Genomic DNA, 23,369 nt, shown 5'->3' with positions numbered 1-23,369 from the left:
AGACCTGGCACCTAGTCTTGCGACCTGTCTCCGTGACACGCCATGATCGACGCCGCCCTGACCCAGATCACCAGCCAGCTCAACGTCCACCTGCGCCATCGCTTCCAGGTGAACGAGGACCTGGCCGTCCTGTCCAACCTGCTCGAGCAGAACGGCACCCTGGTGCCGCTGATCGCCAACAAGCTGGTGCTGTTCCTCGTCGGCGTGGAGCAGGACGCCTACGCGCACCGCGCCATCGGCATGGGGCTCAACGCCCAGGCCCAGCTGCGCGGCGCCGAGCCTGTCTTCCTGAACCTGCTGATGATGTGCGCCGCCAACTTCAGCGGCAGCAACTATCCGGAGGCGCTGAAGTTCCTGTCCGGGGCCATCCACTTCTTCCATGAGCGGCCCGTGCTGGACCACCAGAACACGCCTGCGCTGGACCCGCGCCTGGACAAGCTGGTGGTCAACATCGAGAACCTCAGCAGCGCCGAGATGCACAGCCTCTGGGGCATCCACAGCGGCCGCTACCTGCCCTCGGTGCTGTACCGCATCCGCATGGTGAGCATTGCGGGCCAGCACATCCAGGGTCGCGAGACGCCCATTGCGCAGCTCGACCCGCGAGCGATCCGGGGGCTGTCATGACGGCGCGCCTGCTGAGCTGGCAGCCCATCCTGGTACTGCGCCTGCGTCACACCTACTTTGCCGATGGCCGCCCGCGACGCCTGCGCCTGCGGGCCAGCGCTGACACGCAGGCCTTCATCGCCCGCCATCAGCTGGTCGAGCGCTGCGACGGCAGCGAGCTGTGGCTGCACGTGCCCGCCGAGCGCCTGGCCCTGCTGTGGTCCGAGCGCCTGCAGGCGGACGGCAGCCCGCGCCAGCTGCGCTGGCAGCTGGAGGCCGCCGACCCCGACTACGCGCTCTACACCGACCGCCGCGCCCCGCGCGAGCTCAGCGTGCCCGTGCTGGACGCGCCGTTCGCCGACGCGCCGTCCGGCCAGCGGCCTGCAGCGCAGGAGCTGTCCATCGAACTCAAGGCCCGGCTGTGCACCTGGAAGTACCTGCTGCTGGGCGACTGGGACGCCGCACAGCCCGCCCTGGAGATGGCGGGCCAGCCCGATGCCTTCCGCCGCGACGAGGACGAGCAGCTGCCCGATGGCCGCATGGCCTGGGTCTTCCGCTCGCGCCGCCGCTGGCCCCTGGGAGCCCAAGGCCCCCAGCACCTGGTGTTGAAGGACCTGGCAGGACGCCGCGAGCGCGTGCTGCAGGCCCGTCTGCCCCTGGCCGCCCCGCGCGGCCTGATCCTCGAGAAGCGCCATGGTCGCACGCGGCCAGTGAGCGAGATCTTTGTTCACCCCTAGGAGAGCCCTATGGCCGTTATGAAGACGCCAGGCGTTTACATCGTCGAGAAGAACGCCTTTCCCAACTCCGTGGTCGAAGTCGCGACCGCGGTCCCGGCCTTCGTGGGCCACACCGAGTTCGCGGACAACCGCAACAAGCCCCTGGCCCTGACGCCCTGGCGCATCAGCTCCATGGCCGAGTACCACCAGTTCTTCGGCGGCCCGCCCAAGCCCGTCTTCAAGCTGGAGGAGGCGGCGGACCAGCCCGATTTCATGGCCCAGACCGCGGCGGATGATCCTGCCAGCAAGAAGGGCTACCGCATGACCCAGCTGGACGGTCCGGACGGCGGCAGCTACAGCCTCTACCAGGCCCTGCGCCACTTCTACCAGAACGGCGGCGGGCCCTGCTACATCGTCTCGGTGGGCACCTACAAGCAGGAGCTGGACCCGGACCGCTTCAAGCTGGGCATCGACGAGCTGCTGAAGGAGCAGGAGCCCACCATGCTCCTGGTGCCCGAGGCCGTGAAGCTCAAGGAGGAGCAGTGCACGGACCTGCAGCAGGCCATGCTGCAGCATTGCGGCAACCGCATGCGCAACCGCATCGCCATCCTGGACGTCTACAACGGCTACAAGGCGCTGAACGATGACAACCCGGTGGGCAAGTTCCGCGACAACCTGGGCATCAACTTCCTGGACTTCGCCGCGGCCTACTACCCCTGGCTCAACACCACGGTGGTCGGCGAGAAGGACCTCAGCTTCGAGAACCTCTCGGCCGACAGCATCGACCTGCTCAAGACCCTGATCCGCGCCGAGCTGCGCATCCCGACGCCGCTGCCCGACGGCGTCAGCGCCCAGACCCGCGCGCTCAACGATGCCATCGAGGAGATCAACGGCGACTTCGCCAAGCTGGTCACCGACGAAGCCGCCAAGCGCCCCAATGCCAAGCCGCTGACACCCGACGAGCTCAGCGCCGGCATCCTGGCCCGCAAGGCCCTGCTCAACAAGACCCTGAGCCGCCACAGCTCGGTCTTCAACACCGTGCTGACCGAGTCCCGCCGCCACCTCAACGTCATGCCGCCCAGCAGCGCCATGGCCGGTGTCTACACCATGGTGGACAACACCCGCGGCGTCTGGAAGGCCCCGGCCAACGTGAGCCTGGCCGGCGTGATCTCGCCCTGCGTGAGCATCTCGGCCGAGCAGCAGGAGGACCTCAACGTCACCGCGCAGGGCAAGTCCATCAACGCCATCCGCAGCTTCATCGGCGAGGGCGTGCTGGTCTGGGGCGCCCGCACCCTGGACGGCAACAGCCTGGACTGGCGCTACATCAACGTGCGCCGCACCATGATCATGCTGGAGGAGTCCTGCCGCCTGGCGGCCAAGGCCCTGGTCTTCGAGCCCAATGTGGCCAATACCTGGGTGACCATCAAGAGCATGATCAGCAACTTCCTCACGAGCGTGTGGAAGCGCGGCGGTCTGATGGGGGCCGTGCCCGAGGACGCCTTCAGCGTCCATGTGGGCCTGGGCGAGACCATGACGCCCGACGACGTGCTGGAAGGCATCCTGCGCGTCACCGTGCTGGTGGCCATGGTGCGCCCCGCCGAGTTCATCGAGATCACCTTCCAGCAGCAGATGCCCAAGTCCTGACCGGACGGCATTCGACTGGCCGCAGGGTGGTGCGCTAGCCCCCCTGCCCCCAAGGCAACAAGCAATGGAGCAAAGAAATGGCTGATGACGGTTCCAAGCAATCCACCAATGTGTGGCCCTTGCCCAAGTTCTATTTCCAGGTGAAGTGGGATTCCGCTGTGCTGTCCTTCGAGGAGATCTCGGGGCTGGACGTGGAGGCCCAGCCCATCGAGTACCGGCATGGCGACAGCCCCGTCTTCTCGGCGATCAAGATGCCGGGCCTCAAGAAGTACGGCAACGTGACCATGAAGAAGGGCGTGTTCAAGTCGGACAACAAGTTCTGGGAGTGGTTCAACCAGATCAAGATGAACACCATCAAGCGCGTGCCGGTCACGATCAGCCTGCTGGACGAGGAAGGCAAGCCCACCATGGTGTGGACGCTGACCAATGCCTGGCCCAGCAAGATCACGGGCACGGACCTCAAGTCCGAGGGCAACGAGGTGGCCGTCGAGACGATCGAGATCGTCCACGAAGGCCTCACCATCGCCAACGCCTGAGGACACCATGCCCGTGGCACTTCCCGCCTGGATGCAGGGCTCGCCGAACTTCATGGCCGACGCACCGCCGGCCGAGATGCCGGCGGCCTTCGCTTTCCGGGTGGGATTCTCCCGCTCAGGCAGCAGCGCCAGCCCGGTCCTGACCTCCTTCCAGGAAGTCTCCGGGCTGGAGCACAGCCTGGAGACGGAGGAGGTGACCGACGGCGGCGAGAACCGCTTCGTGCTGCAGCTGCCCAAGCAGGCCAAGGCCCGTCGGCTGCTGCTCAAGCGCGGCCTGGTCGACCGCGGCTCGCCCTTCGTGCGCTGGTGCAAGGACAGCCTGGAGCCCGGCCTCTCCATCCCCCTGGTCCTCAATGACGTGCAGGTGCAGCTGATGGACGCCGAGCTGAATCCGCTGATGGTCTGGACCTGCAGCAGGGCCTATCCGATCCGCTGGACCATCAACGCCTTCGAGTCGCAACGCAACGAGGTGGCCATCGAGGAAATCGAGCTGGCCTACCAGAGCCTGGTGACCCCGTCATGAGCCTGGAAGTCCGTCAACTGGTGCTGAAGGCCACGGTGGCCGACGAGGACGACGACGCCGAGGCATCCGGCAGCAGCCAGGCCCGCGCGCGCGGCGACACCGAGGCCAGCGCCCTGGATGCCGAGCTGCTCAAGCAGGAGATCCTCGCGGCCTGCCGCCAGTGGTTCCAGGAAGCCCTGCGCCAGCAACGCGAGCGCTGACCATGAGCAAGCAGCCCCTCACCATCACCCAGCTGGTGCCCAACAGCGATCCGCCCACGCCGGACACCGGCAAGCGCTTCAAGGTCCAGATCAACCCGGCCGAGTTCACCCACTCGCGTGAGATCCGCTACAACAAGCGCCGCACGCAGGGGCAGAACCGCAACCGCATGCGCTTCAGCGCCGTGGAGCCCGACTCCATCAGCTTCAGCCTGGTGCTGGACGGCACCGGCGCCGTGGGCGGCGAGGGTCCGGTGGTGGAGGTGGTGACCCAGCTCGAGCAGCTGTGCCGCATCGTCTACAACTACGACAGCAGCGCGCACGAGCCCAACCATGTGCAGGTGGCCTGGGGCACGCTGATCTTCAACGGCCGGCTGCAGTCCTTAAGCACGCAGTACACCCTCTTCAAGCCCAGCGGCGCGCCGCTGCGCGCGCACTGCGAGATGAGCTTCATGGGCTTCGCCAGCAACTCGCAGGCCAATCTGGAGGCCAACCGCTCCTCGCCCGACCTGAGCCACAGCGTGCTGGTCGTGGAGGGCGACACCCTGCCCCTGCTGTGCCTGCGCATCTATGGCGACGCACGCTACTACCCCGAGGTGGCGGCCTTCAACGGCCTGCGCGAGTTCCGCCGCCTGCCCGCCGGCCTGCGCCTGCATTTCCCTCCGCTGAGCTGACACCATGCCGCAGTCCCCTGCCCTCAACAGCGACGGCCCGGTGCGGGTCACCGTGAGCTGCGACGGTGCGTCGCAGGCGGTGCTGCCCCTCATCTCGCTGACGGTGCGCCATGCGCTCAACAGCGTGTCCTGGGCCCGCCTGGTGATCCAGGACGGCGACATGCCCCAGGGCATCGCCCCGCTCAGCGAGGGCAATCTCTTCAAGCCCGGCGCGCTGATCAGCATCAGCGCCGGGTATGGCGACGAGGAGCAGCCCATCTTCAGCGGCCTGCTCGTGCGCCACGGCTTCCGCATCTTCGGCGAGAACGACAGCCGCCTCGAGCTGGAATGCCGGCATGCCGCCTGCAAGATGACCCTGGGCCGGCGCAGCGCGCACTACGTCGACCAGACCGACAGCGCCATCATCCAGAGCCTGATCTCGGCCCACGGCCTCGGTGCCGAGGTGGACGCCACCTCGGCCCAGCACAAGATGCTGGCCCAGCACTACTGCAGCGACTGGGACTTCATGCTGGCCCGCGCCGAGCTGATGGGCCTCGTGCTGCAGTGCGAGGACGGCAAGCTGGTCGTCAAGGCGCCCGCGCTCAGCGCCGCCCCGACGCTGCAGGTGACCTGGGGCGCCGACCTCATCGACTTCAGCGCCGACATCGACGCCCGCAGCCAGTGGACCGCCGTGCAGGCCTCCAGCTGGAGCCTGGAGAGCCAGGCCCTGCTGCAGGGCAGCAGCGAGAGCCCGGGCGCGGACGCCGGCCAGGGCAACCTGGACGGCAGCACCCTGGCCGGCGTGGCCTCGCCCGCCACCGTCGCCCTGCAGAGCTGCGCCCCGCAGACCAAGGACGTGCTGGACGCCTGGGCCAAGTCCACCCAGCTCAAGGCCGCGCTCGCACGCCACCGCGGCCAGCTGAGCTTCCAGGGCAGCGCACTGGCAAAACCTGGCACCGTGCTGGAGCTCAAGGGCGTGAGCGCGCGCTTCAACGGCAACTGCTACCTCAGCGCCGTCCAGCACGAGATCAGCGACGGCAACTGGATCAGCCACGCCGAGTTCGGCATGCCGCCGGACTGGCAGATGCAGCGCCCCGACATCAAGGCCCCCGCCAACGCCGGCCTGCTGCCGGGCGTGCGCGGCCTGCACATCGGCAAAGTCGTCAAGCTCGACGCCGACCCGGAGGGCCAGCAGCGCATCCAGATCTCCCTGCCGGCACTGATGGCCGACACGCCCACCATCTGGGCCCGCCTGGCCCAGTTCCATGCCTCCAACGGCTTCGGCAGCTTCTTCCTGCCCGAGGTGGACGACGAGGTCATCGTCGGCTTCTTCAACGACGACCCCACCCACCCCGTGGTGCTGGGCAGCCTCTACTCCAGCAGCCGCATGCCGCCCTACGAGCTGGCCGCCGAGAACAACACCAAGGCCGTGGTCACGCGCTACAAGCACCGGCTGATCTTCGACGAGGAGAAGAAGTCCATCACCATCGAGACCGCCTCGAAGAACACGCTGATCCTCGACGACGAGGGCAAGCAGTGCGTGCTCAAGGACCAGAACGGCAACAGCATCACCCTGGACCAGAACGGCATCACGCTGGACAGCATCAAGGACATCAAGATGACGGCCCAGGCCAACATCCAGGGCGACGCCACCGCCAAGATCAGCTGGAGCGCCACGGGCGACTACAGCGCCAAGGGGCTCAACGTCAGCGCCGAGGCCCAGATCGGCTTCACCGCCAAGGGCGCCGCCACCGCCGAGCTCTCCGCGTCCGGCCAGACCACCGTCAAGGGTGCGCTGGTCATGATCAATTGAGAGGCCCGCCATGCCCCCTGCCGCCCGCCTCACCGACCTCCACACCTGCCCCATGCAGACGCCCGGGGTGCCGCCCATCCCGCACGTGGGCGGCCCCATCGTCGGGCCGGGCGTGCCCACCGTGCTGATCGGCAGCATCCCGGCCGCCGTGGTCGGGGACAACGCCGTCTGCGTGGGCCCGCCCGACACCATCGTGATGGGCTCGACCACCGTGATGATCGGCAAGAAGCCGGCCGCACGCCTGGGCGATCCCACAGCGCACGGCGGCAGCATCGTGCTCGGCCTCCCCACTGTCCTGATTGGTGGATGACATGAGCATTCTTGGCCGAGGCTGGAGCTTCCCCCCGCGCTTCGACGCGGACCAGCGCCTGGTGCTGTGCGAGGACGTGCCGGACATCGAGGAGAGCCTGCGCATCCTCTTCGGCACGCGCCGCGGCGAGCGGGTCATGCAGCATGCCTACGGGACGCTGCTGCACCAGTTCGTCTTCGAGCAGGCCACGCCGCAGACGCTCCACGAGCTGTGCAGCATGCTGCGCCTGGCCATCATGTACTTCGAGCCGCGCATCGAGGTCGAGGCGCTGGAGGCGCGCGTCTCGCCCGAGGACTGGGCCCGCATCGAGATCGACCTGTCCTACCGCGTGCGCACCACCAACACCCGGCACAACATGGTCTACCCGCTCTACCTGGACCAGGCCAGCCACCCGGTCCAGGCTGGCTGAGCAGGAAGGCAGCGCATGTACACCGGCTCGCAACAGGACACCCGCCTCAGCCCCGCGCTGCTGCCCGGCCATTTCCGCCCGGACGAGCTGAGCCTGGCCCAGCGCCTGCGCCAGCTGCTCCAGTGGTCGCGACAGCTGGACTTCATCACCCTGCGCGGCCTGCCCGGCGGGCGCTGGTCCGACCTGCTGGAACAGGACCTGAGCCTGCTGCTGGCCGAGCTCTCGGCCCTGCCGGTGGCCCAGTGGCAGGCGCAGGCCCTGCAGCTGGACACCCTCGCCCCCGCCCAGCAGCGCCGCCAGTGCCTGGCCCTGGCCCAGGCCCTCAACCGCTGGCACAGCCGCCTGCTGGCCTGCCTGGACGAGCCCGGCGTGCCGGCGGACGACCCGCTGCATGCCGTCGCCCGCTTGCTGCAGGACCGTCTGGCAGGCGTGCTGGCCCCGCAGCTGCGCGCCCTGCTGACGCCGGAGGAGGCCGCGCGCGCCTGGCATCCGCACTGGGGCCTTCAGGCGAGCGGCACGGACACCTCCACGCGCCCCGCCGGCCTGCGCGAGCACCGGCTGCTGTGGCTGTCGATGTGCCGCGTGCTGGCCGGCCTGCAGGTCGCCGCCCAGAAGGCCCTGCCCGGCAGCCTGCGCACGCAGTGGCACGAGCCTTCCATCGGCCTGCTGCTGGCCCAGACCCAGCTGCTGCAGCTCAGCCGCGAGCCGCTGGACCGCTTCAACGAACGCCTGACGCACTACTACTACGCCCAGCGCCTGGGCCTGGGCCGCGAGCCCGAGGTGCCGGCCCTGGTGCACCTGCTGCTGGAACGCCAGCCCCATGCCCGGCGCCCGGTGCAGCTGCCCGCCGGCACCCGCTTCGTCGCGAGCCAGGACGGCGTCAGCCGCAGCGTGGAGTCGCTGCACGAGCTGTGGCTGAGCCCGCTGCGGGTGAGCCATCTGCTGAGCCTTTACCAGCCCCGCGACCCCGACATCTCGCCCGAGCGCGACTACGGCTATGCCACCGGCACGCTGGCCTGGCAGGGCGAGACGCCGGCCGCCGACAGCCTGGCGGACGTCGACCCCAAGGCCCGCCCGCCGCTGGGCGGTGGCAGCGACAGCCGGCCTGCGCGCCAGGGCCTGGCCCTGGCCAGCCCGCTGCTGCAGCTGCGCGAGGGCCAGCGCCGCATCCAGCTGCACCTGCACCTGCGCGTGCCGGAAGGCTTTGCCGACGGCGGCCCGCCGCCCTCGGTGGCGGCCTGCCAGTACCTGGTTCAGCGCGAGCGCCAGGAGGGCTGGCAGCCACCGGGCGAGGCGCCGGATCAGGCGCACTGGCGCCTGCTGCTGCAGCGCCTGACGGACGAGGCCCCCGGTCTGCAGGGCGCCCCCTGGCTGCAGTACCTGCTGGCCCGCTGCCTGCATGCGCAGAGCCCGGAGACGCTGACACCCTGGCTGGGCCGGCTCTTCGCCGTCTGGCTCTGCGCCACCACGGCCGATCTGCCCATGGACGCCCTGGGCCTGCTGCGCGGCCACGCCGCACAGGTGCTGGCGGAGTACGTGCCCGAACCCGGCCAGCAGGTCGACGTGGACGACCCGCTGTCCCTGCTCTACTCGGAGCGCCCGCTGGAACGCTCCCTGGTCTTCGACCGGGTGTTCCGCGGCGCGTGGTCCGCGGCCCTCAGCGGCGCCGAGGGCTGGATGGCCGTGGACGAGGTCTTCGCCATTCATGGGTCCCTGGCCCACAGCGCGCCGGGCGCCCGCCCGGCGGAGCCAGCCGGCACGGCCCAGCCGCCAACCGCGGGCTTCCTGCTGTGCCTGCTGCTGGGCTCGGAGCAAGCGGCCGTCAGCGCCGCGCGGCCCGCGGTACACGGCGAGGGCTGGCCCGCACTGCCCGTGCTGCAACTGCAGCTGCAGAGCCGCTCGCGCCTCTTCGCCAGCAGCCTGCTGCAGCAGCTGCCCCTGGAGGCCCTGCAGCTGGAGGTCCAGGTGCAGGGGCTGCGGGCCCTGGAGCTGCACAACCAGCTGGGCCGCCTGGATCCCAGCAAGCCCTTCATGCCCTTCGGGCCCCTGCCCGAGCCCGGCTCCTACCTGATGTTCAGCCACCCGGAGCTGGTCCAGAAGCCGCTGCAATCCCTGCAGCTGCACCTGCACTGGCAAGGCCTGCCGCGCCGCGCCTGGGACGAGCACTACGCCGGCTACCCCGATGCGCCCTGGAACAGCCAGGCCCTGCGCGTGCAGGCCTCAGTGCTGGCGGATGGCCGGTGGCGCGAGGTCGGCGGGGACGGCGACAACGAGGGCGGGCAGGGCCCGACGGACAGCCAGGGCCTGCGCCTGTTCCCCGCCGCGCCCCGCAACAAGCCCCTGGCGGACCAGACCCTGGACTTCGACGGCACGCCGCTGCTGCGCCTGCACCGGCCCGCCACCGGCCCGGCGCGCGACTACAGCCTGCTGACCCGCCACGGCTACTTCCGCCTGACCCTCGCGGGCACGCCCCATGCCTTCGGCCATGCCGACTACCCGCGCCTGCTCACCAGCACCCTGACCCTCAACAGCAAGCTCAAGCAGCCCGCGCCCCTGCCGCAAGCGCCTTGGACCCCCACCCTGGCCGCGGTCGAGGCGGACTACGTGGCCAGGCAGCGCATCCCCGCCCGCAGCGGCGAGCCCCTGGCGGACGGCACCGAGCTGCGCTACCTCTGGCCCTTCGGCAGCCAGGCCCTGCATGCCCTGCCCCAGTCAGACCCGCGCCCCGTGCTGCCCCACTGGCCGGCCATGGGCCAGCTGATGATCGGCCTGCAGGGCGAGCAACCGCAGGGCACGCTGAGCCTGCTGTTCAAGCTGCGCTCCGAATCGGCGCGCGAGCCCCTGGGCCGCCCGCTTCCGCGCCTGCGCTGGCAGGCCTGGTGCGGCGACGACTGGGTCGAGCTCGAAGCCCATCGCGTGCTGATGGACGGCACCGAGGGCCTGCTGCGCAGCGGCGTGGTCCTGCTGGATCTGCCCGCGGGCATGAGCAGCGGCTGCCCCAGCCTGCCGGCCGGCCCCTTCTGGCTGCGCCTGCTGGGCGACGGGCGCCTGCCCCTGCTGGCGGGTCTCCAGGGGGTGTGGACCAATGGCGTACTGACCCGCCTGCAGGGCCCGGCCCTGCCGCGCCCGCTGGCGCCGCTGTCGGTGCGCGCGGCCCAGGAGGCGGTGCCAGGTCTTGCCGCCGTGCGCCAGCCCTGGCCCTCCTTCGCCGAACGCGCGGCCGAATCGCAGCCCGAGTGGATCACCCGCATCGCCGAGCGCCTGCGGCACCGCGGCCGGGCCGCCATGCCCTGGGACTACGAGCGCCTGGTGCTGCAGCAGTTCCCCGAGGTGCAGCGCGTGAAGTGCATCCCCCGCAGCGACCCGCGCGGCGACGGCCGCCTGACCGTGGTCGTCGTGCCCGCCCTGCCGGCCGGCGTCGCTCCCGACGGGGCCGAGGCGCCCAAGCTGGACGCCGCCACCCTGGCCCGCATCCAGCGCTGGCTGCAGTCCCGCATGCCGCCGGGCCAGCCCCTGCTGGTGCGCAATGCCACCTACGAACGCCTGCAGGTGCGCTGCAGCCTGCGCCTCAAGCCCGGCGAGCCCGCCGGCGAGCGCCTGCGCCAGATCACCGACGCCCTGCGCGGCTTCCTCTCCCCCTGGCGCGAAGGCGGCCCCACCATGCACTTCGACTGGCAGCTGCAGGTCGACGAAGTCGAGGCCTTCCTGCGCGCCCAGCCCGGCGTGGGGCAGATCGGCCAGGCCTCGCTGCTGCACATCATCCGTGACGACGAGGGCCACTACACCCTGCGCGACACCGCCACCGGCCATCGCCTGCTCAGGCCCGCCAGGCCCTGGAGCCTGGCCTTGCCCACGCGGGGTCATCTCCTTGAACTCAGCGAACACCCCAGCCCCCGCGCGCCCGTCAGCGGGATCGCCAAGCTCACCCTGGGTGGCAGCTTCATCATCGGGCAGGACTCTCCATGACGAGCAGAAACCGCGAAACGCTGAAGAACTACTTCCGCGAGGGTCAGCTGCCCACGCAGGAGCATTTCGCCGACCTCATCGACTCCATGCTCAACATGGCCGACGAGGGCTTCCGCAAGACCGTCGCCAACGGCGAGGAGATCTACGCGCCCGTGGGCCATGACGCGCTGATCAGCTTCTACCGCGACCAGATGCCCGAGCAGGCCCTGTGGCGCGCATCCCTGCACGCCCAGCGCAACCAGCTGCTGTTCCAGAGCCCCGGCCAGGGCACGGACCCCCTGCTGAGCCTGGACCTGCGCCAGCGCGTGGGCATCGGCACGGCCGATCCCGCCGACCGCCTGGACGTCCAGGGCCATGTGGCAGCCCACGGCCGCCGCGGCAACCTGCCCCTGCCCGGGCCGGTGCTGGCCGATGGCAGCTGGCAAGACCTGACCCCCGAGCTGCAGGGCTGCCAGGGCTTCGAACTGGTGGCCGGCGCCGGGCAGCCCGGCAGCGGTCACTTCAGCCTCATGCACGCCATCGCCCTGAGCACCTACAACCCCGGCCGTGGCCTGCTGGGCTGGCTGCAGCGCCAGCGCGGCATCCGCACCACCCAGTCCTGGTGGGGCCGCCGCTGCGACCGCCTGCAGCTGCGCTGGCACGGCAGCGAAGGCCGCAAGGCCAGCTACAAGCTGCAGATCCGCACCGCCTGCAATTTCGGGGACGACCTGCGCATCCAGGTCCATCTCAGCCAGCTGTGGTTCGATCCCCACATGCAGGGCGGCCAGCCCCGCGGAGGCCAGCCATGAACGCCCCCCTGCCCGCCGGCATCGCCCGCCACCGCGGCGACAGCCCCGACCCGCTGGGCTTCGACGCCCTGCGCGCCCTGGGTGTGGACCGCGCGCAGCAGGCCTCGGGCCGGCTCTGGACGGACTACAACCTGCACGACCCCGGCGTGAGCCTGCTGGAGGCGCTGTGCTACGCGATCACCGAGGACGTCTTCGCCGCGCGCCAGCCCGTGCCCACGCTGCTGGGCCTGCAGCCGCAGGACGACGACGCCGCCTGGGAGCGCTTCGGCCTCTCGCACCGCGAACGCCAGGAGCCCTGCCGCCCCCTCAGCGAACGCGACTGGCAGCTGTGGCTGCGCCAGCAGCTGCCCCAGGCCCGCCAGCTGCAGATCCGCGCCCAGCAGGACCCGGCCGGCCGCTTCCAGGGCCTGTGGACCCTGAGCCTGCAGGACCGCGGCGACGCCGACCCCGACCAGCCCGGCCTGCTCCAGCAGGCGCTGAAGGCCTTCTGGAGCCGGCGCAACCTGGCCGAGGACCTGGCGCATCCGCCGCAGGCCCTGCAGCCACGCTGGATCGTGCTGCGCCAGCTGCGCATCGCCATCACCGGCGAGCGGGAGCTGCCCGAGCTGCTGGGCGAGCTGCTGCAGCGCTGCGACGACTGCATCTCCAGCCGCATCCCCGACAGCCCCGAGCAGGACCTGCTGCAGCCCGAGGGCGAGTTCAGCGACGGCCCCCTCGGCCGGGCCGCCCACGAGGAGGAGCTGCAGTGGCTGGAGTCCCGCCATCCCGTGCTGCACCCGGCCGACCTGGCCCGGCAGCTGGGCGGCCTGCCCGGCCTCGAGAGCGTCGAGGACCTGCGCCTGGACCTGCCGCCCGAGGACCAGGCCCTGGCCGACGCCACCCTGCTGCCCCACGGCGGGCTGCAGCGCTGGGGCATGGACTGGGCCCTGCGGCTGCGCTGGCCCGAGCGGGCCGCCGACCTGGAAGGCTGGACCGTGCTCAAGGACGGCGCCGCCATGCGCCTGGAGCTGGGGCCGCTGCTGGCGGAGCTGCAGGAATGGCGCCGCGTGATGTACATGCGCCGTGCCGGCAGCGGCGGCTCGGCGGTGTCCCAGGCCCATCTGCAGACCTGGCAGGGCTTTCCGGCCGAGGAGGACCTGCCGCCCCTGCCCACGCGGCGCGAGGATCACCTGCCGGCCACCGCCGTGCTGCCCGCCCTCTACGAACAGGCCCTGCAGGCCGCCCGGGACGAGGTGCCCGGCCTGCGCGCGCAATGGACCGGCTACCGGGCGCTGCTGGAGCAGGGGTTGCTGCAGGTGCAGGTCCAGCGCGAACAGATGCCGCACCTCTATGCCCTGGATCAGCCGGACACCCGCAGCTACTGGCCCGGCCTTCCTGGCGAAGCCCAGCTGCCTGGCATCGAGGCCCTGCTGCAGACACCGCCGAGCCAGCTGCCCTCCGGCGGCTGGATCGACGACGACCCCCTGGAGCGGCGCCACCGCCTGCTGGACTATCAGCTGGCCCTGCACGGTGAGGTGCTGGACCACGGCCTGCTGCAGGGCCTGCCCTGCTACTTCGCGCCTTCGGCCTGGAGCCTGCACCTGCTGCGGCTCAAGCGCAGCTTCGCGCAACGGCTGCCACGGCTCACGCAGGAGCGCCATGCCGCGCCCGACTACAGCCGGCCCCTGCTGGACCAGGCGGACAACACCCCGCCGCTGCAGGAGCGCCTGGCCCTGCAGCTGGGCATGCTGAGCGGCCACAGCCGGCTGCTGGGCCGCACGCTCGCGGCCCTGGAGGCGCAGCACAGCGGCAGCAGCCCCCGCATGGCGCTGGGCGAGGATCAGATCGACCGGCTGCAGCCCGTGCTGGATTCGCAGTCCCGCGCACGGCCGCTGGAGGGGCCGCCCCTGGAGCAGCGGCTGCAGCAGCTGGGCCCGCTGCTGCGCCGCATCGGCGCTGACACCGACTGCCTGCTGGCCGCTCTCGCGCCGCAGCGCTTCGTCGTGGATGCCGAGGCGGGCGAATCCGGCCCCCTGCTGCTGCTGGACGACAGCGGCCGTGCCGCCTGGCGCCTGGCCGCGGTGCCCAGCCGTGATCAGGCCCGCAACCTGGCCCATGCCCTGCACGAGCTGGCCTGCCTGGTCCAGCTGCAGGGCGAGGGCCTGCACCTGGTCGAGCCCCTGCTGCTGCGCCCCTGCACGGACGGCCGCAGCGCCGCCTGCCCGCTGCCCGAGGGGGGCGTGCAGCTCTACCTGGTCTGCAGCGGCTGGACGGCGCGCGGCCGCGACGAGCGCTTTCGCGAGCTGACCCAGGCCCTGCTGCGCCGCGAGGCCCCGGCCCATCTGCGCTGCAGCGTGCTGTGGCTGGACGCCGATGCCCTGCGCGAGTTCGAAGCCCGCTGGCAGCACTGGCTGGACCTGCGGCGCCGCTACTGCCAGGCCCTGCTCGGCGGCCAGGCCGCGCCCAGCCTCTGCCAGACCCTGGACCAGGCCGCCGAGCAGCTGCGCCAGTGCCTGGAGACGGCGCAGAAGTCAGGCCAGAACGCCGCCGACGAGCCGCCGCCTCCGCACTCACGGGCCCGGCCATGAACACGCACGTGATCGAGACCCTGCGCCTGGAGCTGCGCCACCCGAGCGGCCGTGCCGCCACGCACGGCCACGCCCTGCACGAGCGCCTGATGCGCTTCCTGCGCGGCGAGGGCCAGCGTCACATGGAGCAGCTGTTCGACCGGCTGGCACCCCGCCTGCGTCAACCCGCCCTGGACAGCCTGGTGCTGGACCTGGGCCGCCTGCATGCCGCCCAGGACGAGCAGGAATGGGGCCTGCGCCTGCAGCGGGCCCTGGAAGAGGCCCTGCTGCCCTGGACACAGCCGGCCGAGGCCCCCGGTGCCGTCTCCGGCGGCCAGGCCCTGCAGCACTTCCTGACCTACCTGGAACGGGGCCACCTGCCCTGGCAGCTGACGAGCACGCCTCAGGGTTCGCTGTCGCGCTGGCTGGCCTGGCTGGTCCGGCAGCAGGGGCCGCAGCTGTGGCGGGCCCTGGAGCGCCACCGCGCCGGCCCGCTCCTCCTGCAGCGCCTGCGCCTGATCAGCCCTCACGAGGGCCTGCAGGCCCTGCTGGCCCAGCGTGACCCGGACCTGGGCCGCCAGCTGGAGGCGCTCGACGAAGGCGCCCTGCTGCCCCTGCAGGCCAGCGGCCGGCTCAGCGCCTACGAGCGCCAGCGTCTGCAGCAGGTGCTGCGGGCCCAGGCCCTGGACCTGCTCTGGGACGCCCGCGGCCGGCCCCTGGGCGAGGCCCGGCGCCAGCGCCTGCTGCAGGCCCTGCAGGCCGAACTGGGCCGCTCGCTCGGCTCGGGCTGGCAGGAGCGCCTGCTGCCCCTGGCCCCCGCCTCGGGCGAGCCCGGCCTGCTGCAGGCACTGCTGGCCGCACAGCCCGATGCCCAGCCAGGGCAAGACCTGACCCCCGGCGCCGCGGCTGGCGCCAGCCCGGGCCGCGTCTGGGAGGCCAGCCTGCAGCGCCTGCGCCCCCTGCTCGATGGCGGGCGCCGCCTGAGCCAGGCCCGGCAGGTCCGCCTGCTGGAGCAGCTGCGGATGCTGTCCGGCCAGCACGCGCAGGCCCTGGGCCAGCGCCTGCGGCTGTGGATGCAGGACGCCCCGGCGCGCCGCCGCTGGGCCCTGGCCCTGGACGCCGCCAGCTTCGGTGGCCTGCTGGGCTGCCTGGAGAGCAGCCACTCGCGCGGAGCCGAGGCCCTGCCGCTGCCCCAGGCGGCGCCGGCCCTGCACTGGGCCGAGTCCCTGCGCCAAACCGCCCTGCGCCTGCAGCGCCTCGCCCTGCCGGGGCTGCGGCCGGGCCTGTCGCGGCTGCAGGGCCTGCTGATGGAGGCCTGCCTGGATGCCCTCGCCCGCGGCGAGCGCCTGCCGGACAGCCACACCGGCTGGCAGCGCTTCTGGGAAGCCGCCTGGCGGCGCTGGGAACGGCCCGAGGACCTGGCCCGGCCGCGGCTTGCCGAGACCGCGCCGGCCCCCCCGCCGGCGCCGGCGAAGGAGCCCTGGCTGCCGCCCGCGCCGCCCCGGCCCGAGCGCTCCGCCGCGCAGGACGGCCCGCCCAGCGCCACCCTGGACCGCGCGCTGCAGGGCCTCGCCCGCCAGTGCGAGCAGGGGCGCTGGCAATGGCCGCAGCGCCTGCGCCTGGCGCGCCTGCTCAGCACCGAGCAGGCCTGCGCGCGCTGGGTCCGCCTGTTCGACGAGTCCCGGCGCTGGCAGATGATCCGCGCCCAGTTCGGAGCCACGACCCAGGGCCTGCAGCAGCGGGCCGGGCGCCTGCTGCGCTGGCTGGGCCAGGCCATGCAGGAGCCCGCCGCCGCGCTGGCCGAGCACTGGCGCCGCCTGTGCCGCGTCTTGTTCCTGGAGGGCCGCCCGCCCGAGGCCGGCCCCCTGCGCGAGGCCTACCAGCAGGCCAGGCCGCCCGCCACCGAGCCGGCGGCGCCTGCGCCGGTGTCCGGGCGCGAGCCCATCTGGGTGGACGACGCCGGGCAGGTCCTGCTTGCAGCCTATGCCGAGCGCCTGTTCAAGCACCTGGACCTGCTGGACCAGGGCCGCTTCCGCGACGAGACCGCCCGCGCCGTGGCCGTGCAGTGCCTGCAGCAGCTGTGCCATGGCGCCCAGCCGCGCGAGGAATGCCACAGCGTGCTGTCCCGCCTGCTGTGCGGCGCCGGCACGGCGACGGTGCTGCCCCCGGTGCCGCCCCTGCCGGCCGAGACCCTGGCCGTGCTGGAGCAGCTGCTGCAGGCCGTCATCGCGCACTGGAAGGCGCTGGGCCGCACCTCGGTGGCCGGCCTGCGCGAGACCTTTCTGCAGCGTCAGGGCCGCCTGGCGCCGGAGAAGCCGCGATCGGACGCCCCGCCGGCCTGGCGCCTGCGGGTGGAGAAGCGCGGCCTGGACGTGCTGCTGGACCGCCTGCCCTGGGGCTTCTCGACGATCCGTCTGCCATGGATGGAAGGAGTGCTGCATGTGGAATGGCGTTGAGACCCCGCACAGCCTGGCCCTGCAGCAGGAGCTGGACTGGCTGGACCGGGTGCTGACCCTGCGCCTGGAGCAGCACTTCCAGCAGCGGGACGAAGGGCTGGAGGCGGCCGATCCGCCCCCCGCGCCGCCCGCCGGCAGCGAGCTGGGCCGCTGGGTGGACGAGATGCGCCTGGGCCCCGAGGAGCGCCTGCTGCTGGCCCTGGGCCTGGTCCCCCACCTGCGCCCCGCAGCCCTGGACCTGCTCTTCATGCGCAACGAGAACCTGGAGCGCGGCTTCACCGAGTTCGGCGGCATCAAGGCACAGGCGCATGGCGGCTTCCTGCCCACGGGCGAGACGGCGGCCTTCCTGATCGCCGGCGAGTCCCTGCCCCGGCGCGTGGCCTTGCTGGAGCTCTTCGATCCGCGCCACCCGCTGGTGCAGCGCGGCTTCCTGCAGCTGGACCTGCCGCCGGCCGGCGAGCCCCGGCTCAGCGGCACGCTGCAGCTCAGCAGCGAGGCCCTGCAGCTGCTCAGCAGCGGCCAGGCGGAGCGCCCGGACTACAGCCTGCATTTCCCCGCCAAGCGCATCGAGTCACCCCTGGACTGGAGCGACCTGGTGCTGCCGCCCGATGTGCTGGACGAGGTCGAGCAGATCTGCGCCTGGATGCAGCAGGGTCAGGTCTTGATGCAGGACTGGGGCCTGGCCCGCGCGCTCAAGCCCGGCTACCGCGCCCTCTTCCACGGCCCGCCCGGCACGGGCAAGACGCTGACGGCCACGCTGATCGGCCAGCGCACCGGGGCGGACGTCTACCGCATCGACCTCTCCATGGTGGTCTCCAAGTACATCGGCGAGACGGAGAAGAACCTGGCCCGCGTCTTCGACCAGGCCGCCACGCGGCGCTGGATCCTGTTCTTCGACGAGGCGGACGCGCTGTTCGGCAAGCGCGGCGCCGTCAGCAATGCCAACGACCACCACGCCAACCAGGAGATCGCCTACCTCCTGCAGCGCGTGGAGGACTTCCCGGGCGTCGTCATCCTGGCCAGCAATCTGCGCAGCAACCTGGACGAGGCCTTCTCTCGCCGCTTTCAATCGATGATCTATTTCCCCATGCCCGATGCCGATGCCCGCCTGCGCCTGTGGCAGGGCATGCTGGCCGCGCAACACCTGGCCCCCGAGGTGGACCTGATCGGCCTGGCGCAGCGCTACGAGCTGGCCGGCGGTGCCATCGCCAACGTGATCCGCCATGCCGCGCTCAGTGCGCTGCGCGACGGCCGCCAGCAGATCCGCCTGCTGGAGCTGCGCACCGGCCTGGCCAAGGAACTGCGCAAGGAAGGGAGGACCCTATGAGCCGCCATGCGCCTGAAGGACGCCGGCTGACGGCCCTGCTGCGGCGCAGTGCCGGCCTGGCCTCGCTGCTGGCCCTGGCCCTGCTGCCCGCCGGCCTGACCGTCTGGAGTGACGGGGCGGGCGCTGGCCCGGCCCAGGCCCAGACGCCCGCCAGCGCGCCGGCGCCAGCCCGCTCGGCACCGGCAGCGGCCGCTGCGCCAGCCTCCGCGGCGACGGCGCCACCCGCCGAGACCCGGCCCGTGACGCCGGCGCCGTCGGTCTCCAGCATCCAGCTGCCCGGCGCGGCCCAGTGCAGCGCCGCGCCGCGTCCCGCCTGCGTGGACCCCGACCCGCTGAGCATGGAGCGCCGCCCCGACTACCTCCCCAACGGCACGGTGGGCGTGCGCTACCAGCGCGAGGTGCGCGCCGTCGGTGGCAAGCCGCCCTATGTCTTCAGCCTGGCCGAGGGCAGCCTGCCCGACGGCCTGAGCCTGGACCCCACCGGCCCGCTGGGCGGCGTGCCCACCAAGGCCGGGCTCTTCCGCTTCCGGCTCAGCGTGGAGGACGGCGCGGGCCGCCTGGCCGGGCAGGCCTATGTGCTGCGCATCCTGCCGGTGCGCAAGCCCGAGCCCGCTGCCTCCGCGGCCAGCAGCCCCACGCCGCCGCTGAGCCAGATCGACCGCCGCGAGCTGGGCAAGACTCCGAACCGCGCGACCACCGCCATCGTCTACCAGCTCCAGCCCGCACAGCTGGATGCCCTGGCCACCCTCATCAAGCCTGCCGCAGGGGCCGATGCGGGCACTGCGGCCGGCACCGAGGGCGCGCCCGCCTCCGAACCCGCGGCCAGCCTCCCCGCGGCGGACCCCGGCGCCCCCACGCTGCCGCCGCCCGCCGGCCTGGCCTGGACCGAGGACCAGAACAAGCAGCTGCCCCTGTGGCTGGAGCCCGTGATGGGCATCGAGTACCCCAGCCGCGCCTTGTTCCTGGCCGCCGTCGATGCCCTGGCCTGCGCCCAGGTGCGCCAGCTGGTGACGGCCGAGGCGCAGCGCCTGAAGCGCCCGGCACCCGACAGCCGGCAGCTGGCCGAGACCTGCGCGAAGGCCCTGAACCCGCCCCGCGAGGACGCCCCCCAGGCCGCCGCCGGCAAGGCAGGCACGGCCAAGGCCGGCGCGCGCCGCCCGCAGCCAGCGGCGAGTGCGGCGAGTGCGGCGAGCGCGGCAGGTGCGGCAGGTGCGGCAAGTGCGGCGGCGAGCGCAGCACCCGGCGCCGCTGCCAGCGCCCTGCCCGCGGCCGCCGAGCAGCTCTCCCTGCGCGAGCTGCCGAGCTGGCTGCTGCCCCCCGCGTTGCGCGAATGGCTGGCGGATGCCGCCGCGCGCGAACGGGTGCTGTGGGCCGGATCGCCGCAGTGGTCTGCCACGCCGGACTGCCACTGCACCAATGCACGGGCGCGCCAGCTGATCTACGCCATCGCCCCGAACTGGCTGAGCCCCGAGCCGCCGCAGCCCATGGACTTCAGCCTGATCCACCGCATCACGCCCTTTGCGCTGCCCCTGGATCAAGACCTGACCCTCCCCTCGCTGGCCGCCGACCAGGTCGACTACATCGACACCGCCCGCCGCTACGACACCCGCATCGACTTCGGCATCTACCGCCGCGACTGGCGCTTCCTGGCCACCGAGCCGGCCCAGGCGCGCGAGGCCCTGCTGGCTCGTCTCAGCACCCAGGTGCCGCGCCATGCACGGGACCTGCTGGACACACCGCTGAAGGGCTGGAAGGCCAAGGCCCGGTCCTGGCTGCCCGGCTTTGCCGAGGTGCAGTACGCGGGCGACGGGCTGACGGTCTACTTCGACCAGCTGCCCGACCGCAGCAAGGACCCCGTGCTGGCCGACCGCTTCGCGGCCTTCTACCCCCGCTTCATCCGCGGCCTGGGCGAGGCGCTGGGCGAGAACCCGGAGCGGCGCTATGCGATCAACCTGATGCTCAGCGACCGCCTGCTGGCCGAGGCCGGGCCCTTCGCGGTGGACAAGCTCTTCGAGCTGCTCAAGGCCGTCGAGAAGCCGGAGATGCTCAATGGCCGCATCGTCGAGACCAACAGCGACTACAAGCGCAACAGCAATGTGCAGCTGCGCTTCCTGGTCCTGCTGTCGGAGCCCAGCTCGGACAGCAAGAAGCAGCTGCGCAGCACCATCGAGGCCAGCCCGGCGCTCAAGGGCGGGGACCGCCGCATCTTCCTGCGCAGCGTCGTGCCCCTGCTCGTGCTGCCGCAGCTGGACACCCAGCAGTACCAGGACGACCTGGTCTATGTGCAGGACAACTTCGACGGCATCGGCTTCTGGCCCTCGCCCCTGGTCGACAGCCTGATGAAGAACGAGCAGCGCGAGATGCTGCGTCGGGTCTTCGTCGGCGATCCGGGCCTGGGCATCAGCGAGGCCATCTGCGGCTTCGTCTGCCCCAACCGCTGGCTGCTGCGCCTGCTCTTCGACCTGCTGATCCTGGCCGGCCTGCTGACGTGGGTGGCCTTCCAGTGGAACTGCGAATGGCGCTCTCGCTACGGCCGCCTGGCCCTGCTGGCGGGCATCCCGCCGGTGATCCTGGGCGCGGCCCTGCTGGAGTGCGACCCGGCTTTGGCCGGCATACGCAACAGCAATGCGCAGCTGCTGGCCCTCATCGCGATTCCCGTGGTTGCAGCGCTGATGGCGCTGCTCAAGAGAAAGGTCGAGAAGCCATGAAGTCGAACGAGAGAACCCAGGCGCCGGTGGCGCCCGTCCAGCGCCAGGCGGCCGCCCATGCGGGCGCGAACGGGGCGTCCGGCTCGCCGCGTCAGCAGGCGCAGGGCGCGCAGATCGCGCAGCTCAACCCCCGCAAGGCCAAGGGCCACTCACTGGGCCCCTCGCATTCAAAGACCGGCCCCAACGGCAAGACCACCTCGCACAAGCCTGGCAAGGGCCGCACGGAGAACCCGCGCATCAGCGCCGCGAAGAACAACAAGCGCCGGCGCCAGATGGAGGCCAATGTGAGCAACTCCATCGCCAAGGGCTCCGGAACCTGAGGCCCCCCCCGCCACCACCGTCGGGACCCGCCCCGCCCAGTCCCGGCACCGCTTCCACGGAACGCAAGGTGGATCCGCCATGCCTGCATCAGGCCAGGCCCCGTGCCGGGACAGGTCAGGCTCGCCGCAAGGCCGACCCGTCACTTCGAGGAGAGCAGCGCATGCCATGCGGCCGGGCGGCAGGCCTGCGGTGGCCGGGTCCATCGGACTGATCCCCACTTCAACGCACACCCCATGACCAGCTCCACCACTCACCAGCACCACGGCGCTCAGGCCGCAGGCCCGCGGCGCGAACCAGCCGCCAACGGCGGCCTGGACTCTGCCCGGCTCCCGGCCCCGGCGTCCGGGGCCTGGTCCGGCAGTCCGCGGCAGTTGCAGCAGGGCCGCAGGATCGCCCAGTGCCAGGGTCTCGCCGCGGCCGAGTCGCCCGCGGGGGCAATGGCACTGGCCGGGACGCTCGGCCCGGGCCAGGTGTCTCATGAACCGGTTGAGCAGGCGCTGCCGGCTCAGGAGGTCCACCGCCTGGCTCAAGGCCTGCGAGGCGCCGGGAAGCCAGGGCAGCGACCCTTGGCCCGCGGGGTGGCGGACGGAAGCCTGGAGGTCAGCGGGGGGAAAGTCATCCTCCCATCGCTGAGCCGCCCAGGCGCCTCTGGCACCGGGCTGGCCAGCGGCATCCGGGGCCTGTCTCCGCAGGCCACCCGGCTCTCCGTCCAGGGTGACCGGTTCCAGGTCCAGGCCAAGATGAATCCCTGGATCCAGGTCGCTGGAGGCAAGATCACGCACGTGGACAACGGGCCCCATAACAAGTCGATGGGTCCGGGCTGGACCTTCTACAAGAAGAGTGTCCTGGAGTCGCAGGGGGTCGACACCAGCGTGAGCCTGATCGGACAGTCCTTTGGGCCGGGAGGCACGACGAGCATGACGCCATCGGGTGGATTCACTGTCCCCAGCGCCACCTTCGACCCGAGCGCCCAGACGTCGTCCTTCCATGTCTTGCCGCACAGCCTGCTGCCCCCCGTCCCTCCGGGCTACACCTGGACCGGTGGCGGCAGTTCGTCCACACCCTACATTCCCATGCGGGATCCCGTCGTCTGCCCGACCTCGCCCGGCTTCAACGTGGACTCCGAGGACGTGGGCAGTTCCACCGTCTGCACGTCATACATCTCCGATCCGTCCTCGTCTGGAGGCACCCAAGTGCTCGGGGGGATGTTCCAGGTACAGCCGGGCGGCAATCACTTCACAGGGCCGCGGGACTACCCCATGACGTCCAAGGACTACAAGCATTCCGTCACCCACCAGACCTTGGGCCGGGGCCACGTGGTGGACCATGCCGAGGGCAGCCAGTCCACCACCTCTTCGTCACACAACTACGTGCCGGAGAACACGGCCTTCAACGAAGGTGCGCGCAACCACCTGGTGCGGGGCATGAGGCCCACAGGCGGCGCGGTGCTGGTCTCCTACGACTACTCCGCGACGCCGGACCGCACCATGGATGGCACCGCCATTCCCGACCGGGAGCACTTCATGATCCAGCCCACAGGGCAAACTGCCGAGTACTACGACATTCCGAACCAGACATACCCCAACGACCGGAAGACCTCAGCGGCCACGCCCTACCAGAAGCCGAGCACGAGCTATCCCTTTACGCCATGGCAGTAGGCGCCGGCCTCGCCTTGCGCGGACACATCCGGGAGCAGGGCCTCAGAACTGCCATGTGCTCCAAGAAGGCCCCGATCCCGGCATGCGGGACTCCTCAGCCACGACGAGCGAGAGCGCCATCCAGCGCCCCCGCGATTTCAAGCAGGGACCTCATGTCTGCGGCCCTGGCCCGTGTGAGCGGGTGGGCACGGTGCG

The 23,369-nt window shown here is 71.7% G+C and carries 18 protein-coding genes; all 18 read left to right on the top strand.

Going from position 1 to position 23,369, the window contains the following annotated elements:
- Positions 1–42 precede the first annotated feature (42 nt).
- Complete coding sequence (locus tag O9Y01_RS20485; protein WP_269633490.1) at positions 43–624, top strand: DUF4255 domain-containing protein; 582 nt, start codon at positions 43–45, stop codon at positions 622–624.
- Positions 621–1,340 (top strand): hypothetical protein, encoded by a 720-nt coding sequence (locus O9Y01_RS20480; RefSeq protein WP_269633489.1) that lies wholly within the window; start codon positions 621–623, stop codon positions 1,338–1,340. Before O9Y01_RS20485 ends, O9Y01_RS20480 begins: the two co-directional genes overlap by 4 nt.
- A gap of 9 nt (positions 1,341–1,349) precedes the next feature.
- Positions 1,350–2,963: a phage tail sheath family protein gene (locus O9Y01_RS20475; protein ID WP_269633488.1), complete on the top strand. Its 1,614-nt coding sequence runs from the start codon at positions 1,350–1,352 to the stop codon at positions 2,961–2,963.
- 77 nt (positions 2,964–3,040) lie between these two features.
- A complete protein-coding gene (locus O9Y01_RS20470) occupies positions 3,041–3,499 on the top strand; it encodes a phage tail protein (RefSeq protein ID WP_269633486.1) in 459 nt (152 codons plus the stop codon).
- A 7-nt stretch (positions 3,500–3,506) separates the two neighbouring features.
- Positions 3,507–4,022 (top strand): phage tail protein, encoded by a 516-nt coding sequence (locus O9Y01_RS20465; protein WP_269633485.1) that lies wholly within the window; start codon positions 3,507–3,509, stop codon positions 4,020–4,022.
- Positions 4,019–4,222, top strand: a complete 204-nt coding sequence (locus O9Y01_RS20460) for a DUF5908 family protein (RefSeq protein WP_269633484.1) — start codon at positions 4,019–4,021, stop codon at positions 4,220–4,222. The genes O9Y01_RS20465 and O9Y01_RS20460 overlap by 4 nt, the downstream gene beginning before the upstream one ends.
- A gap of 2 nt (positions 4,223–4,224) precedes the next feature.
- Positions 4,225–4,893, top strand: a complete 669-nt coding sequence (locus O9Y01_RS20455; protein WP_269633482.1) for a CIS tube protein — start codon at positions 4,225–4,227, stop codon at positions 4,891–4,893.
- Positions 4,894–4,897: 4 nt separating this feature from the next.
- Positions 4,898–6,685, top strand: a complete 1,788-nt coding sequence (vgrG, locus tag O9Y01_RS20450; protein WP_269633481.1) for a type VI secretion system tip protein VgrG — start codon at positions 4,898–4,900, stop codon at positions 6,683–6,685.
- A gap of 10 nt (positions 6,686–6,695) precedes the next feature.
- Positions 6,696–6,995 carry a PAAR domain-containing protein gene (locus O9Y01_RS20445; RefSeq protein ID WP_269633480.1) on the top strand — a complete coding sequence of 100 codons (300 nt, stop codon included), beginning with the start codon at positions 6,696–6,698 and terminating at the stop codon, positions 6,993–6,995.
- 1 nt (position 6,996) lies between these two features.
- Positions 6,997–7,404 carry a GPW/gp25 family protein gene (locus tag O9Y01_RS20440; RefSeq protein WP_269633478.1) on the top strand — a complete coding sequence of 136 codons (408 nt, stop codon included), beginning with the start codon at positions 6,997–6,999 and terminating at the stop codon, positions 7,402–7,404.
- 15 nt (positions 7,405–7,419) lie between these two features.
- Positions 7,420–11,370 (top strand): baseplate J/gp47 family protein, encoded by a 3,951-nt coding sequence (locus O9Y01_RS20435; RefSeq protein WP_269633477.1) that lies wholly within the window; start codon positions 7,420–7,422, stop codon positions 11,368–11,370.
- Positions 11,367–12,158 carry a hypothetical protein gene (locus O9Y01_RS20430; protein ID WP_269633476.1) on the top strand — a complete coding sequence of 264 codons (792 nt, stop codon included), beginning with the start codon at positions 11,367–11,369 and terminating at the stop codon, positions 12,156–12,158. The genes O9Y01_RS20435 and O9Y01_RS20430 overlap by 4 nt, the downstream gene beginning before the upstream one ends.
- On the top strand, positions 12,155–14,725 hold the full coding sequence (locus tag O9Y01_RS20425) for a hypothetical protein (RefSeq protein WP_269633475.1): 2,571 nt from the start codon (positions 12,155–12,157) through the stop codon (positions 14,723–14,725). The genes O9Y01_RS20430 and O9Y01_RS20425 overlap by 4 nt, the downstream gene beginning before the upstream one ends.
- Positions 14,722–17,160, top strand: coding sequence for a contractile injection system tape measure protein (locus O9Y01_RS20420; RefSeq protein ID WP_269633474.1), 2,439 nt, complete (start codon positions 14,722–14,724; stop codon positions 17,158–17,160). Before O9Y01_RS20425 ends, O9Y01_RS20420 begins: the two co-directional genes overlap by 4 nt.
- The gene (locus O9Y01_RS20415) at positions 17,144–18,487 is read left to right on the top strand and encodes an ATP-binding protein (RefSeq protein WP_269633473.1); all 1,344 of its coding nucleotides are present in this window, start codon (positions 17,144–17,146) and stop codon (positions 18,485–18,487) included. The genes O9Y01_RS20420 and O9Y01_RS20415 overlap by 17 nt, the downstream gene beginning before the upstream one ends.
- Positions 18,484–21,195: an Ig domain-containing protein gene (locus O9Y01_RS20410; RefSeq protein ID WP_269633472.1), complete on the top strand. Its 2,712-nt coding sequence runs from the start codon at positions 18,484–18,486 to the stop codon at positions 21,193–21,195. Before O9Y01_RS20415 ends, O9Y01_RS20410 begins: the two co-directional genes overlap by 4 nt.
- Complete coding sequence (locus tag O9Y01_RS20405; RefSeq protein WP_269633471.1) at positions 21,192–21,515, top strand: hypothetical protein; 324 nt, start codon at positions 21,192–21,194, stop codon at positions 21,513–21,515. The genes O9Y01_RS20410 and O9Y01_RS20405 overlap by 4 nt, the downstream gene beginning before the upstream one ends.
- Positions 21,516–21,749: 234 nt before the next feature.
- Complete coding sequence (locus tag O9Y01_RS20400; RefSeq protein ID WP_269633470.1) at positions 21,750–23,174, top strand: hypothetical protein; 1,425 nt, start codon at positions 21,750–21,752, stop codon at positions 23,172–23,174.
- Positions 23,175–23,369: the final 195 nt, after the last annotated feature.

Origin of the sequence: Pelomonas sp. BJYL3, from assembly GCF_027257975.1 — a bacterium.
In the GTDB taxonomy this organism is placed as follows: Bacteria; Pseudomonadota; Gammaproteobacteria; order Burkholderiales; family Burkholderiaceae_C; genus Roseateles_B; species Roseateles_B flavus.
This window is presented reverse-complemented; position numbering and strand designations above follow the sequence as displayed.